The sequence below is a fragment of the Pseudomonas sp. NIBRBAC000502773 genome, assembly GCF_006517195.1.
Classification (GTDB): domain Bacteria; phylum Pseudomonadota; class Gammaproteobacteria; order Pseudomonadales; family Pseudomonadaceae; genus Aquipseudomonas; species Aquipseudomonas marginalis.
The window spans coordinates 1,219,607-1,234,984 of record NZ_CP041189.1 but is presented as its reverse complement, the minus strand read 5'-3'; the positions used below and the strand labels follow the sequence as shown (position 1 = coordinate 1,234,984).

At 62.6% G+C, this 15,378-nt stretch carries 11 protein-coding genes; 9 read left to right on the top strand and 2 right to left on the bottom strand.

Annotated features, from left to right (window positions below; all coding sequences use genetic code 11):
* Position 1: 1 nt before the first annotated feature.
* Both NIBR502773_RS05560 and NIBR502773_RS05555 read right to left on the bottom strand, forming a co-directional pair.
* Positions 2–3,280 (bottom strand): EAL domain-containing protein, encoded by a 3,279-nt coding sequence (locus NIBR502773_RS05560; protein WP_141155590.1) that lies wholly within the window; start codon positions 3,278–3,280, stop codon positions 2–4.
* Positions 3,281–3,346: 66 nt separating this feature from the next.
* The gene (locus tag NIBR502773_RS05555; protein WP_141155589.1) at positions 3,347–4,237 is read right to left on the bottom strand and encodes a LysR family transcriptional regulator; all 891 of its coding nucleotides are present in this window, start codon (positions 4,235–4,237) and stop codon (positions 3,347–3,349) included.
* Between the two features lie 140 nt (positions 4,238–4,377).
* Between NIBR502773_RS05555 and leuC the strand changes: the two genes are divergently transcribed.
* The 9 genes from leuC (at position 4,378) to NIBR502773_RS05510 (ending at position 15,303) form a co-directional block, all read left to right on the top strand.
* A complete protein-coding gene (gene leuC, locus NIBR502773_RS05550; protein ID WP_027604068.1) occupies positions 4,378–5,796 on the top strand; it encodes a 3-isopropylmalate dehydratase large subunit in 1,419 nt (472 codons plus the stop codon).
* A 10-nt stretch (positions 5,797–5,806) separates the two neighbouring features.
* Positions 5,807–6,451, top strand: a complete 645-nt coding sequence (gene leuD, locus NIBR502773_RS05545; RefSeq protein ID WP_141155588.1) for a 3-isopropylmalate dehydratase small subunit — start codon at positions 5,807–5,809, stop codon at positions 6,449–6,451.
* A 130-nt stretch (positions 6,452–6,581) separates the two neighbouring features.
* On the top strand, positions 6,582–7,346 hold the full coding sequence (locus NIBR502773_RS05540; protein WP_141155587.1) for a class I SAM-dependent methyltransferase: 765 nt from the start codon (positions 6,582–6,584) through the stop codon (positions 7,344–7,346).
* Between the two features lie 52 nt (positions 7,347–7,398).
* On the top strand, positions 7,399–8,481 hold the full coding sequence (leuB, locus tag NIBR502773_RS05535; protein ID WP_017530190.1) for a 3-isopropylmalate dehydrogenase: 1,083 nt from the start codon (positions 7,399–7,401) through the stop codon (positions 8,479–8,481).
* Positions 8,482–8,545: 64 nt separating this feature from the next.
* Entirely contained in the window at positions 8,546–9,658 is a 1,113-nt protein-coding gene (gene asd, locus NIBR502773_RS05530) for an aspartate-semialdehyde dehydrogenase (protein WP_027604071.1), read from the top strand.
* A gap of 247 nt (positions 9,659–9,905) precedes the next feature.
* The gene (locus NIBR502773_RS05525; protein WP_141155586.1) at positions 9,906–10,916 is read left to right on the top strand and encodes an aspartate-semialdehyde dehydrogenase; all 1,011 of its coding nucleotides are present in this window, start codon (positions 9,906–9,908) and stop codon (positions 10,914–10,916) included.
* 163 nt (positions 10,917–11,079) lie between these two features.
* A complete protein-coding gene (locus NIBR502773_RS05520) occupies positions 11,080–13,641 on the top strand; it encodes a FimV/HubP family polar landmark protein (protein WP_141155585.1) in 2,562 nt (853 codons plus the stop codon).
* Between the two features lie 140 nt (positions 13,642–13,781).
* Complete coding sequence (truA, locus tag NIBR502773_RS05515; protein ID WP_027604074.1) at positions 13,782–14,606, top strand: tRNA pseudouridine(38-40) synthase TruA; 825 nt, start codon at positions 13,782–13,784, stop codon at positions 14,604–14,606.
* Between the two features lie 64 nt (positions 14,607–14,670).
* On the top strand, positions 14,671–15,303 hold the full coding sequence (locus tag NIBR502773_RS05510) for a phosphoribosylanthranilate isomerase (RefSeq protein WP_141155584.1): 633 nt from the start codon (positions 14,671–14,673) through the stop codon (positions 15,301–15,303).
* The last annotated feature ends 75 nt before the right edge of the window (positions 15,304–15,378 follow it).

Sequence of the window (15,378 nt, the reverse complement as noted above, 5' to 3'; positions counted from 1 at the left end):
CTTAGCCCAGCAATCGCCTGAACCCCTCGATCGGCAGTGGCCGACTGTGCAAATACCCCTGGAACAAATGGCAGCCCAGCTTTTGCAGGAACGCCAATTGCTCCGGGGTTTCCACGCCTTCGGCAATCACCGTCAGGTTCAGGCTGCGGGCCATGGCCACGATGGCGCGGATGATTTCGGCGTCGTTGGGGTCATGGGTCGCGTCGCGTACGAAGGACTGGTCGATCTTCAGCGCATCCACCGGCAGGCGCTTGAGATAGGTCAGCGATGAGTAGCCGGTACCGAAGTCATCCATGGCAAAACTGACACCGAGCTTCTTCAGGCGGCGCATCTTCGCCACGGTGTCGTCCAGGTTCTGAATCACGATGCCTTCGGTGATTTCCAGTTTCAGCAGGTTGCAGGGCAGTTGATGCCGCTTGAGGCTTCGCTCCACCCGTTCGACAAAGTCGTTCTGGCGAAACTGCCGGGGGCTGATGTTCACGCACAGGCTGAAATTCAGCGGGTCCACCAAGCCTTCGGCAATCAGCTCTGCAAAGGCGGCGCAGGCTTCATCGAGGATCCAGGTACCCACTTCGAGGATCAGGCCGCTGTCCTCCAGGACCTTGATGAATTCGGACGGCGACTGCGCGCCCAACTGCGGATGCTGCCAACGCACCAGGGCCTCGGCGCCGACGATCTTGTTGCCGCGCGCGTCCACCTGGGGCTGGTAATGCACGCTGAACTCGCCGCGTGACAGGGCCAGGCGCAGGTCGGTTTCCATGCGCAGGCGCTCGCTGGCGGCCTTTTGCATGCTGTTGTGGAACATCTGCGTGGTGTTGCGCCCCGAATCCTTGGCCCGGTACAGGGCGATGTCGGCGCGCTTGAGCAGGTCCGCCGGGGTCGTGCCATGGTCGGGAATCAACGCCACGCCGATGCTTGGCGTGACCTGCAGGCGATGGCCATCGAGGAACATCGGCTCCGAAAGCAATTCGCGCAGGGTATCGGCCAATTCCTGCACCTGGGTGCTGACTTGCGTGCGCGTGCCATCCAGGCCGCTGAGCAGTACCACGAACTCATCGCCGCCCAGGCGCGCCACGGTGTCCTCCATACGCACGCTGGCCTCCAGGCGCGCGGTGACGATTTTCAGCACGGTGTCGCCCACCGGGTGGCCGAGGGAATCGTTGATGTGCTTGAAATGGTCGAGGTCGAGAAACAGCAGGGCACCGCGCAGGTTATGGCGCTTGAGCAAGGCGATCTGTTGGCTCAGGCGATCCATCAGCAGCGCACGGTTGGGCAGGTTGGTCAGCGGGTCGTGATAGGCCAGGTGACGGATCTGCGCCTGGGCGTTTTTCAGCAGGCTCACGTCCCGCGCGGTCAGCAGCAGGCACGGGGTTTCATTGAGGGTGATCGGCTCGACCGAGACCTCTACCGCCAACACGTCGCCGCGTTTGTTGTGCCAGAGCATTTCCAGGTGAGGGATGCGCCCCTTGATCTGCAATTCGGCCAACAAGGCGGAACGCTGGTTTTCATCGGCCCAGATGCCGATCTGGTACAGCGTCAAGCCAATGGCTTCTTCGGCGCGGTAGCCGGTGAGGCGGCAGAAGCCGTCGTTGACCTCCACATAACGGCCGGTGTCGCGCTCGGTGATGGAGATGGCGTCGGGGCTGGAATGGAAGGCCTTGGCGAATTTTTCCTCGCTGGCCTTCAGCGCGGCCTCCGAGCGTTGTTGCTGGGTAATGTCGCGCAAGGTGGTGACGATGCACGGCTGGTCGCCCACTTTGATCAGCCGGCTGGAAATCATGCAGGTCAGGATCTGGCCGTTCCTGTGGTGCACCACGATGGCCACATTGCTCAACGCCTGGTCGCGAATCACCTGTTCGATACGCTGCAGGCGCTTGCTTGACTCGTCCCACAGGCCGATCTGCTCGGCGCTCTTGTCGATCACCTCGGCCGCCGTCCAACCAAACGTCTGGGTGAAGGCGGGGTTGATCTCGATGAACGCGCCACTGTCCAGGCAGGTCACGCAGATGGGATCGGGGCTGGCCTGGAACAGGCTGGCGAACTTTTCTTCGGAGGCGGTCAGGCGTTGTTCGCGTTCCACCTGGTCGGTGATGTCCAGCAGGGTGCCGGCCATGCGCAGCGGCGCCCCTTGCTCGTCGCGGTAGAGGCGGGCGCGGCTTTCCAGGTAGCGCGAGCTGCCGTCGTCCAGTGGCACGCGATAAGTCAGTTGATAATTGCCGGCCGGGCCTTCGCGCAGGGTGCGATAAGCGTTGCGCATGTTCTCGCGCTCTTGCCTGGGCATGCCCTCGAAAAACGCCTCGAAGGATTCATGGAAGGGCTCGGGCGGCAGGCCGTGCAGTTGAGCGGCGCGGGCCGAGCCGTAGAGCATGCCGGTGGGGATATGCCAGTCCCAGGTGCCCAGTTGTGCCGAGTCCAGGGCCAGGTCCAGGCGCTCCTGGCTGTCCTTGAGGGCATTTTCGGCGTTTTTGCGCTCGGTGGTGTCGAGAAAGGTGCTGATCAAGTAGGCCTCGCCCTCCAGTTCGACCTTTTGCGCGCTGAGGGTGCCATCGTGGATCTGGCCGTTGCTGGCGCAGAACTGCACTTCCATGGTGATGGGTTCGCCTTTGCGCTGGGTGGCCTGGACCAGTTGCGCACGTTGTTCGGGGTGGCGCCACAGGCCCAGGTCCAGGGTGGTGCGGCCGATGGCATCGGCCACCGGCCAGCCGAAAAGCATCTCGAAATACTGGTTGGCTTCGCTGATCAGGCCGTCGCGCTGACGGGTCAATAACACCATGTTCGGACACAGGTGAAACAGCGTGGCGAAGCGTTTTTCGGAATGGCTGAGGGCGTGCTCCCGCTCGCGCTGGCGGGTGGTCTCGCGGATTACGCCGATCATGCGGCGCCGACCGGCCTTATCCGGTGCCAGGCTGCCGTTGATCTCCAACCAGTGATACGTGCCGTCCGGCCATTGGATGTGATGGTGCATGGCCTGCTCGAACGGCTCGCCGGCCAGCACCGCATGAAAGGCGCGCACCACCCGGGAGCGATCCGACGGCGCCAGCAGGTCGAGGTAGTCCAGGTCCTTGGGCAATGGTTGGCGCGGGTCGAAGCCGAACAGCGCCTGGGTGCCCCGTGACCAGCTGATACGCCCCGTGTCGATTTCCCAGCACCACGCGCCCAGCCGGGCCGCATTGAGGGCTGCCAGCAGTTGCGGGGCGCTGTCCCAGCTTTGTTCCGCCTGCTGGGGGTCCAGGGCGTAGATGCGGGGCAGGGGAGGTAGAGGGTCGACAGGGTTGCGCATTATCAAAGGGCCTTGGCTCGATGGGCAAACAGCGCGGTTTTATTCACAACCTGGGGCCGCACGGCGTCATACCGGTATCACTGGCAGATCCACCTGTGCATCCAACAGGCTCATGAACGCCCGCGCAGCGTTCGACAGTGTCCTTTCGGTGTGCACGATATAGCCTAGCTGGCGACTGAGTTGTATGCCCGGCAAAGCGATACTCGCCACCTGCTCATCGAGCATGGTGCGCGGCAACACGCTCCAGGCCAGGCCGATGGAGACCATCATCTTGATGGTCTCCAGGTAGTTGGTACTCATCGCGATGTTCGGCGTAAGGCCCTGGGCCTCGAACAGACGGCTGACAATATGGTGGGTAAAGGTATTACCGCCAGGGAAAACCGCCGGGTGGCCGGCAATATCGGCCAGACTGACCTCGCGGTTGCCGGTAAGGCTGTGCTCCGGCGCCACCACGAAATCCAGCGGGTCATCCCACACCGGCGTGGCGCGTACCAGGTGATGGGGGGCGGGCGCCAGGGTGATCACCGCCACTTCGGCGCGGCCGTGGAGGATTTCTTCGTAGGCCACTTCCGAATCGAGAAACTGAATATCCAGGGCCACGTTCGGGTATTCCCGGGTGAAGGTGCGCAGGATCGGTGGCAAACGATGCAGGCCGATGTGGTGGCTGGTGGCCAAAGTGAGGCGGCCGCTGACTTCTCCGGTGAGGTTGGTGAGGGCGCGGCGGGTGTCGTCCAGCACGTTGAGAATCTGATAAGCGCGCGGCAGCAAGGCCCGGCCGGCTTCGGTCAAGCCGACTTCACGGCCCAGGCGATCGAACAGTCGCACCTTCAATTGCTGTTCCAGGCCGGCGATGCGCTTGCTGATGGCCGGCTGGGTCAGGTGCAGGCGCTCACCTGCACCGGAGAAGCTGCCGGTCTCGGCGATGGCAATAAAGGCATTGAGGTTGGCCAGGTCCATGGGTGTATTCCAGTTGGTAATCCAAAGCATAAAAAATATGAATTTGAGTTATTTAATGTAGCGCCATACCATCAGCCTCACAAGCCAAAGGGTTATTGAAAAGCCCGGCGCATAGAAACACCGCTGATGAGGACCGACTGATGGCCGGCAAAACGCTTTACGACAAGCTTTGGGATTCCCATGAAGTGAAACGGCGCGACGATGGCTCGTCGCTGATCTATATCGACCGTCACATCATCCATGAAGTGACCTCGCCCCAAGCGTTCGAAGGCCTGCGGCTGGCCGGGCGCAAGCCTTGGCGCGTCGACTCGATCATCGCCACTCCGGACCACAACGTACCGACCACCCCGGAGCGCAAGGGTGGGATCGACGCCATTGTCGACACCGTGTCGCGCTTGCAGGTGCAGACCCTCGACGACTACTGCGACGAATATGGCATCACCGAATTCAAGATGAATGACGTGCGTCAAGGGATCGTCCACGTGATCGGCCCGGAGCAGGGCGCCACCTTGCCGGGCATGACCGTGGTCTGCGGCGACTCCCACACCTCCACCCATGGTGCGTTTGGCGCCCTGGCCCACGGCATCGGCACCTCGGAGGTGGAGCATGTGTTCGCCACCCAGTGCCTGGTCGCGAAGAAAATGAAGAACATGCTGGTGCGTGTCGAAGGCACCTTGCCCTTCGGCGTGACCGCCAAGGACATCGTGCTCGCCGTGATCGGCAAGATCGGCACCGCCGGCGGTAACGGCCATGCCATCGAGTTCGCCGGCAGCGCCATTCGCGACCTGTCCATCGAAGGCCGCATGACCATCTGCAACATGTCCATCGAAGCAGGTGCCCGCGTGGGCATGGTGGCGGCGGACGAGAAAACCGTTGAATACGTGAAGGGGCGCCCATTTGCACCGCAAGGCGCCGATTGGGACGCCGCAGTTGAAGCCTGGAAAGACCTGGTGTCCGACGCCGATGCGGTGTTCGACACCGTGGTTGAACTCGACGCTGCCCAGATCAAGCCGCAAGTCAGCTGGGGCACCTCGCCGGAAATGGTCCTGGCCGTCGACCAGAACGTGCCGGACCCGGCGCAGGAGGCCGACCTGGTCAAGCGCGGCTCCATCGAGCGCGCCCTGAAGTACATGGGCTTGAAGGCCAACCAGGCGATCACCGACATCCAGTTGGATCGCGTGTTCATCGGTTCCTGCACCAACTCGCGGATCGAAGATCTGCGCGCGGCGGCGGTGATCGCCAAGGGCCGCAAAGTCGCCTCGACCATCAAGCAGGCCATCGTGGTGCCAGGCTCGGGCTTGGTTAAAGCCCAGGCTGAGGCCGAAGGCCTGGATAAGATCTTCCTCGAAGCCGGTTTTGAGTGGCGTGAGCCGGGCTGCTCGATGTGCCTGGCGATGAACCCGGACCGCCTGGAGTCGGGCGAGCATTGCGCGTCCACCTCCAACCGTAACTTCGAAGGGCGTCAGGGCGCCGGTGGCCGTACCCACCTGGTCAGCCCGGCCATGGCCGCCGCTGCTGCCGTCAACGGTCGTTTCATCGACGTTCGCGAATTGATCTGAGGAAAACCCGATGAGAGCTTTTACCCAACACACCGGTTTGGTCGCGCCGTTGGATCGTGCCAACGTCGACACCGACCAGATCATCCCCAAGCAGTTCTTGAAGTCCATCAAGCGCGCCGGTTTCGGCCCCAACCTGTTCGACGAATGGCGCTACCTGGACGTGGGCTACGCCTACCAGGACAACTCCAAGCGCCCGCTGAACAAGGACTTCGTGCTCAACGCCGAGCGCTACCAGGGCGCCAGCGTGCTGCTGGCCCGGGAAAACTTCGGTTGCGGCTCCAGTCGCGAGCACGCGCCGTGGGCCCTGGAAGAATATGGCTTTCGCAGCATCATCGCGCCGAGCTATGCCGACATCTTCTTCAACAACAGCTTCAAGAACGGCCTGTTGCCGATCATCCTGACCGACGAAGAAGTCGACGAACTGTTCAAGCAAGTGGAAGCCGATGAGGGCTACCAGCTGACCATCGACCTGGCTGCGCAAACCGTGACCCGTCCGGACGGCAAGGTGTACCACTTTGAGGTGGACGCCTTCCGCAAACACTGCCTGATCAACGGCCTGGACGATATCGGCCTGACCTTGCAGGACGGCGATGCGATTGCCGCGTTCGAAGCCAGGCACCGGGCGAGCCAGCCCTGGTTGTTTCGTGACGCATAAATTGATGTAGGCAGGACCGGCTTCATCGGGGGCAAGCCCCCTCTCACAGGGGGAGCGCATTCCAAATGTGGGAGGGGGCTTGCCCCCGATAGGGCCGGTACCAGCAACACACCCCTTGAAGGATGCCACCATGACCAGCACCGCCCACACCCAAGTCGTGCAAAAACAATTCGGCGAACAGGCGTCTGCCTACCTGAGCAGTGCCGTGCACGCCCAAGGCACCGAATTCGCGCTGCTCCAGGCCGAACTGGCCGGGCAGGGCGATGCGCGGCTGCTGGACCTGGGTTGCGGTGCCGGTCATGTGAGTTTTCATGTGGCGCCATTGGTTAAGGAAGTCGTGGCCTACGACCTCTCCCAGCAGATGCTCGATGTGGTGGCCGCCGCTGCGCAAGATCGCGGTCTCACCAATATCAGCACCGTAAACGGCGCCGCCGAGCGCCTGCCGTTTGCCGATGGCGAATTCGACTTCGTGTTCAGCCGTTATTCGGCGCACCATTGGAGCGACCTCGGCGTGGCCCTGCGCGAAGTGCGCCGCGTGCTCAAGCCGGGCGGCGTGGCGGCGTTTATCGATGTCTTGTCACCGGGCAGCCCGTTGCTGGACACTTACCTGCAAACCGTCGAAGTGCTGCGCGACACCAGCCACGTGCGTGACTACTCCGCCGCCGAATGGATGCGCCAGCTCAGCGAAGCCGGCTTGCACGTACGCAACAGCAGCCGCCAGCGCCTGCGCCTGGAATACACCTCGTGGGTCGAACGCATGCGCACACCGCAAGTGTTGCGCGCCGCGATCCTGGAGCTGCAGCAGGCGATGGGCCAGGAAGTGCGCGATTACTACGAGATTCAGGCCGACGGCACCTTCAGCACCGACGTGCTGGTGGTCTGGGCCGAACGCTGATTAATTTTCCCGGCCTGCCCACGGGCAGGTCGCTCGATGAAATGAGGAACCCATGAGCAAGCAGATTCTGATTCTCCCTGGCGACGGTATTGGTCCGGAAATCATGGCCGAAGCGGTCAAGGTCCTGGAGCTTGCCAACAGCAAGTACAGCCTGGGCTTCGAATTGAGCCACGACGTGATCGGCGGCGCTGCCATCGACAAGCACGGCGTGCCCCTGGCCGACGAAACCCTGGACCGCGCCCGCGCCGCCGATGCCGTGCTGCTTGGCGCCGTGGGTGGCCCGAAGTGGGACAAGATCGAGCGTGATATCCGCCCTGAGCGCGGCCTGCTGAAAATCCGCGCGCAGCTGGGCCTGTTCGGCAACCTGCGCCCGGCGATCCTCTACCCGCAACTGGCCGACGCGTCGAGCCTGAAGCCGGAAGTGGTGGCGGGCCTGGACATCCTGATCGTGCGTGAACTGACCGGCGGTATCTACTTTGGCTCGCCACGGGGCGTGCGCGAGTTGGAGAATGGTGAACGCCAGGCCTACGACACCCTGCCGTACAGCGAGAGCGAAATCCGCCGTATCGCCCGTGTCGGTTTCGACATGGCCCGTGTGCGTGGCAAGAAGGTCTGCTCGGTGGACAAGGCCAACGTCCTGGCCTCCAGCCAACTGTGGCGCGAAATCGTCGAAGAAGTGGCCAAGGACTACCCGGACGTCGAACTGAGCCACATGTACGTCGACAACGCCGCCATGCAACTGGTCCGTGCGCCGAAGCAGTTCGACGTGATTGTCACCGACAACCTGTTCGGCGACATCCTGTCCGACCAGGCGTCGATGCTCACCGGTTCCATCGGCATGCTGCCGTCGGCGTCCCTGGACACCAATAACAAGGGCATGTACGAGCCTTGCCACGGCTCGGCGCCGGACATTGCGGGCCAGGGCATTGCCAACCCGCTGGCGACCATCCTGTCGGTCTCGATGATGCTGCGTTACAGCTTCAACCTGAGCGACGCTGCGGACGCGATCGAGAAGGCCGTGAGCCTGGTGCTGGACCAGGGCTTGCGCACCGGCGACATCTGGTCGCAGGGTTGCACCAAGGTGGGTACGCAAGAAATGGGCGACGCAGTAGTCGCCGCGCTGCGGAATCTGTAATCTCTCGGGCCCGCTTGCAGTTGTTGCTGCAAGGCGGCCCACTTTTTAACAAGGTGTAGTTGCGATGAAACGTGTAGGTCTGATCGGTTGGCGCGGTATGGTCGGTTCCGTGCTCATGCAGCGGATGCTGGAAGAGCAGGATTTCGATCTTATTGAGCCGGTGTTTTTCACCACTTCGAACGTAGGTGGCCAAGGGCCGTCCGTGGGCAAGGATATTGCCCCGCTCAAGGACGCCTACAGCATTGAAGAGCTGAAAACCCTCGACGTGATCCTCACCTGCCAGGGTGGCGACTACACCAGCGAAGTCTTCCCCAAGCTGCGTGAAGCCGGCTGGCAGGGTTACTGGATCGACGCCGCCTCGAGCCTGCGCATGCAGGACGACGCCGTGATCATCCTCGACCCGGTCAACCGCAAGGTCATCGACCAGCAGCTGGATGCCGGCACCAAGAATTATGTGGGCGGCAACTGCACCGTCAGCCTGATGCTGATGGGCCTGGGCGGCTTGTTCGAAGCCGGCCTGGTCGAGTGGATGAGCGCCATGACCTACCAGGCGGCGTCCGGCGCCGGCGCGCAGAACATGCGTGAGTTGATCAAGCAGATGGGCGCGACCCACGCCGCCGTCGCCGATCAACTGGCCGACCCGGCCAGCGCGATCCTCGACATCGACCGCCGTGTGGCCGAAGCCATGCGCAGCGATGCCTACCCGACCGAGAACTTCGGTGTGCCATTGGCCGGCAGCCTGATCCCGTGGATCGACAAAGAGCTGCCGAACGGCCAGAGCCGCGAAGAGTGGAAGGCCCAGGCCGAGACGAACAAGATCCTCGGCCGGTTCAAGAGCCCGATCCCGGTGGATGGCATCTGCGTGCGCATCGGCGCCATGCGCTGCCACAGCCAGGCGCTGACCATCAAGCTGAACAAAGACGTGCCGATCGCCGATATCGAAGGGCTGATCAGCCAGCACAACCCCTGGGTCAAGCTGGTGCCGAACAACCGCGACATCAGCATGCAGGAGCTGAGCCCGACCAAGGTCACTGGTACCCTGAATGTACCGGTGGGCCGTCTGCGCAAGCTGAACATGGGCACCCAGTACCTGGGGGCGTTCACCGTCGGCGACCAACTGCTGTGGGGCGCGGCCGAGCCGCTGCGTCGCATGCTGCGGATTTTGCTGGAGCGTTGATTTCCTGCTGTTGAAGAACCCCGCGGTCTGGTGACAGTCGCGGGGTTTTTTATTGTTCTTTCGGGCGCTATCGGGAGCAAGCCCCCTCCCACAGTGAACAGCATTTCAACGTTGGCGCTTGGTTGAATGTGGAAGGGGGATTGCCCCCGATAGCACCATCAGCCACTCCACCAGCCCCAGGTTAATTGCCTCACTCCCGGCCACCCGGTAAAGTGCCGCTCCCCCCGCAATGCCCGAGGCAGCCCCCATGACCCAGACCTTTGAAATTGCCGTGATCGGTGCCACCGGTACGGTCGGCGAAACCCTGGTGCAGATTCTCGAAGAGCTGGCATTCCCGGTGGGCACCCTGTACCTGCTGGCGGGCAGTAATTCTGCTGGCGCGTCGGTACCGTTTCGCGGCAAGAACGTACGGGTCAAGGAGGTCGACGAATTCGATTTCAGCAAGGTGCAACTGGCTTTCTTCGCCGCAGGCCCAGCAGTCACCCTGAGCTTCGCGCCCCGTGCCACGGCGGCGGGTTGCTCGGTGATCGACTTGTCGGGAGCCTTGCCCGCCGAGCAGGCGCCCCAGGTGGTGCCGGAAGCCAATGCCCACGTCCTCGACGGCCTGAAAAAACCGTTCCAGCTCGGCAGCCCGAGCCCGTCGGCCACCAACCTGGCGGTGGTGCTGGCGCCGTTGCGCGGCTTGCTGGACATCCAGCGTGTTGCTGTCACTGCCAGCCTGGCAGTGTCTGCCCAAGGCCGGGAAGCCGTCAGCGAATTGGCACGTCAGACCGCCGAGCTCCTGAACGTGCGCCCTCTGGAACCTAAGTTCTTTGACCGGCAAATGGCCTTTAACCTGTTGGCACAGGTCGGCACGCCAGACGCCCAAGGTCATACCGCCCTGGAAAAGCGCCTGGTTCACGAACTGCGCGCAGTCCTGGAATTACCTTTGCTAAAGATTTCCGCAACTTGCGTTCAAGCCCCGGTGTTTTTTGGCGATAGCCTGACTGTGTCATTGCAATTGGGCGCGGCGGTTGATCTTGCCGCCGTCAACCGCGCATTGGAGGCCGCGCCGGGTATCGAACTGGTAGAAGAGGGTGATTACCCTACAGCCGTGGGCGACGCAGTGGGCCAGGATGTAGTCTACGTAGGCCGGGTGCGCGCTGGCGTGGATGATCCGGCTGAACTAAATCTGTGGCTGACGTCAGATAACGTACGCAAGGGCGCCGCCCTTAACGCCGTGCAGCTGGCGCAGTTGTTGATAAAACGCCTTGCGTAAAAGATACTTGGCGGCAATTTGTAGATTGATTCTAACCAGGCGCTATGCTTGGCCCCAAGCAGGAACAATTGCGCGTCGGTGACCTATCGGCTCGCCATGCCTTATGGCAAGCGGTTACCAACCTTCTCGCAGGCCGGGGAGTGTTCAAACAAAGGATGAGGCTATGGTTCAAGTTCGCAAACTGGTGTTAGCAATAGCGGCCGCCTCGGCGCTGTCCTCCGGTATGGCGCAGGCGCTGCAGCTGGGGGAAATGACCCTTAAGTCGAAGTTGAACCAGCCGTTGTCGGTGGAAATCGAATTGCTCGATGTCGGTGGCCTCACGGCGTCCGAGATCACCCCGAGCCTGGCCTCATCCCAGGCATTCGTGGACGCGGGCGTCGATCGCCAGGCGTTTCTCGATGACCTGACGTTTACCCCGGTCATCAATCCCAGTGGCCGCAGCGTGGTGCGCGTCACCTCCAGCAAGCCGCTGCCGGATTCCTACGTACGTTTCCTGCTGCAGGTGCAATGGCCTAATGGCCGCTTGATGCGCGACTACAGCGTGTTGCTCGACCCTGCCAAGTTCGACCAGTCGGCTTCGACCTCCGCAGCACCTGCACCGCGCGTGGGAACGCCCTCCCGTACTGCGCCCGCTGTGAGCACGCCGGCCCAGCACACCACCACCTCCCGCGACACCCTGTGGGAAATTGCGCAGAAGCACCGCAATGGCGGCTCGGTGCAGCAGACCATGCTGGCCATTCAGGCCCTCAACCCCGACGCCTTTGTCGACGGCAATATCAACCGCCTGAAAACCGGCCAGGTGCTGCGCCTGCCGGACACCGTACAAAGCACGGCGTTGCCGCAACCTCAGGCAATCGCCGAAGTGAGGGTACAAAATGCCGCCTGGCGCCAGGGTCGGCGCGGGGCGACCAATCAGGCGGCCGGCAAGCAGCAACTGGACGCCACCAAGCGTGCCCAGGCCGGCAATGCGCCGTCGACCACCAATACCCAGGACAACCTGAGCCTGGTCTCGGCTGAAGCAGCCAAGAAAGGCGGCAAGGGCAAGGCCGGCGACAGCCAGGTCCTGAGCGACAAGCTGGCGATGACCCAGGAGCAACTGGACACCACTCGCCGCGATAACGAAGAGCTCAAGAGCCGTGCCGCAGATCTGCAAAGCCAGTTGGATAAACTGCAAAAGTTGATTCAACTGAAAAACGATCAACTGGCCCGTTTGCAGGCAGAAAAAGGCGACCCGGCCGTAGCGGCGACGGCAGCGATGCCTGCACAGCTGGCAAGCGACCCGGCCGCCACGCCGGCAGCACCCGCTGCACAGACCGCCGCGCCAACGCCAACCCCTGCTGCGCCGGCACCTGAAGCGGCTAAACCGGCCGCCGCACCTGACACCACCGAAGGCAAGTTCAATGAACTGCTGACCAACCCGGTTGTCCTCGGTGTGATCGGCGGCGCGGCTGGCCTGGTGGTGTTGCTGCTCCTGCTGCTGTGGGCGCGCCATCGCAACGCCCGCCGTGAAGAGGAAAAGCACTTGCGCATGGCGCGGGCGCTGGCTGAAGAGCCGGAATTTACCTCGAACATCGAACAGGACCTGCCGTCGGACAGTTTCGAAGGCCTCGAAGTGCCGCCGCCGAACGTCAAGCTGGCAGCGGCTCCGGCACCCGCTCCAGTGGTTGCGCCGGCGGTGGCGGTTCCGACGGTTGCCTCCGTGCTCGCGCCGCTGGCCGCTGCCGTGGCCCCGCAAAACGCCAACGATGCCCTGGCGCAAGCCCAGTCCCATATCGACCGTGGTCACCTGAACCAGGCCGCCGATGTGCTGGAACAAGCGATCAAGCACGAGCCTAAACGCAGCGACCTGCGGTTGAAGCTGATGGAGGTCTACGGCCTGCAAAGCGACAAGGACGGTTTCGTGACCCAGGAGCGTCAACTGGTGGCCAATGGTGAGAACCATGCCCAGGTCGAGCAACTCAAGTCGCGCTTTCCTGCGATGGCGGTATTGGCGGCGGGCGTCAGTGCCGCGGTTGCCGCCGCGGCCCTCGACGCTCAGTACGTCAAGGACCTGCTGGAAGACAAACCGGCCGTCCCAGCCGCCGAGCCCGATGCACTCGACACCGATTTCGACCTGAGCCTGGATGAGCTGGAGGCGGCTTCGCCAGCCAACCTGGACGACGAACAGACGTTTGCAGCGCTCCTGGAACAGCAATCGGCGTCCAAGGTCGACAAGGAAAACCTGTCGGACTTCGACCTCGATCTGCAGCCGAATACCCCGGCGTCCGAGCAGTCCGACGATGACTTCCTTTCCGGTCTTGAGGACCAGATGAAGGATGTGTCGGCAGTGGAGCCGCCGACGCTGACCCCATCGGCGCTGGATGACTTCGATTTGCCGGAGGATTTCGACCTGTCCCTGGCGGACGAACCAGGCGAAGCCGCCAAGCCGGATGCCTTCGCTTCGGAGCTGGACGATGTCAACGCCGAGCTGGATCGCCTGTCCCAAAGCCTGGAGAATCCGCCCATCGAACCCTCCTTTACCGCCGAGGACGCGGCGCTGGGTGGGGATGAGCCGGAGTTCGACTTCCTGTCTGGCACGAATGAAGTCGCCACCAAGCTCGATCTCGCCCAGGCCTATATCGACATGGGGGATGCCGACGGCGCGCGGGACATCCTCTCCGAAGTGCTCACCGAAGGTGATGAAGCGCAGCGCGGCGAGGCCAAGGAAATGCTCGGCAAAATCTGAAGGTTGATGCCGGTGCGGTGTGGGAAGGTCAATCCCTAACAAAAGCGCACGCCACGCATCTGCCGCATTTATAATGGCCGCCTTCGCGCAACTCATCAGGCTCTCAGTTCTTGGCAAATATAGATAACCCGGCCGCCGAAATGGCGGCCGCTGGCTTTTACCGCATCGCCCTCGGCGTGGAATACAAAGGCTCGCGCTATCGCGGCTGGCAGCGTCAGGCGTCAGGCGTGCTAACGGTGCAGGAAACCCTGGAGAAGGCGCTGTCGAAAGTGGCTGACTCCCCGGTGTCATTGATGTGCGCCGGACGTACCGATGCCGGTGTGCATGCCTGCGGCCAGGTGGTGCACTTCGATACCCAGGCCGAACGCACGATGAAGGCCTGGGTGATGGGCGCCAATATCAATTTGCCCCATGACGTCAGCGTCAGTTGGGCCAAGGTCATGCCTGCGCACTTTCATGCGCGCTTCAAGGCGATTGCCCGGCGTTATCGCTATGTGATCTACAACGACCAGATCCGTCCCGCGCACCTCAACGAAGAAATCACCTGGAACCACCGCCCGCTGGATGCCGAGCGCATGGCCGAGGCTGCGCAGCATCTGGTGGGGGTGCATGATTTCAGTGCGTTCCGCGCCGGCCAGTGCCAGGCCAAGTCGCCTATCAAGGAAGTCCACCATCTGCGGGTGACTCGCCACGGCAAGATGATTGTGCTGGACATCCGCGCCGGTGCCTTCCTGCACCATATGGTGCGTAACATTGCTGGCGTATTGATGACCATCGGCACTGGCGAACGCCCGGTGGAATGGGCCAGGGAAGTACTGGAAAGCCGCATCCGCCGCACGGGCGGCGTCACGGCGCATCCGTTTGGCCTGTACCTGGTGGACGTGGAGTACCGCGACGAGTTCGAGCTGCCGCAGCGTTTCATCGGGCCACACTTCCTCACAGGGTTCAGTGAACTTGGCGGCTGACGCCCGGAAAAGCTTTTGTTACCATCCGGGACTTTATCGGTCCAACCCCTGAGGTTTCTACGACATGCCTGCCGTTCGCAGCAAGATTTGCGGGATTACCCGCATAGAAGACGCGCTGGCGGCAGTCGAGGCGGGGGCGGATGCCATTGGCCTGGTGTTTTATGCCAGGAGCCCGCGGGCGGTGAATGTGTTGCAGGCGCGGGCGATCATTGCGGCGCTGCCGCCGTTCGTGACCACCGTGGGCTTGTTCGTCAACGCCAGCCGCTGCGAACTCAACGAAACCCTGGATGCCGTGCAGCTGGATATGCTGCAATTTCACGGCGACGAAACCCCGGATCAATGTGAAAGCTACCAACGCCCGTATATCAAGGCGTTGCGGGTCAAGGCGGGTGACGATATAGCGAGGGCCTGCGCTGCCTATTCCGGCGCGCGTGGCGTTCTGTTGGACACGTATGTCGAAGGCGTACCCGGTGGTACCGGCGAAGCGTTCGATTGGTCGCTGATTCCTGAAGGATTGAGCAAGCCGATCATCCTGGCCGGGGGGCTCAACCCTGGGAATGTCGGTGCGGCGATTCAACAGGTCCGGCCGTATGCCGTGGATGTCAGCGGTGGGGTAGAGCAAGGCAAGGGCATCAAGGATCACGACAGGATTCGCGCATTCATGCAGGCGGTGCGCAACAGCTGTGGCGGGATGTGACGGCTGGCAGTCTGCCGCCGTCCATAACTACCACTGTGTAAAACAGCCCGGCGCCGCCTGAGGGAGGCCCGGAAA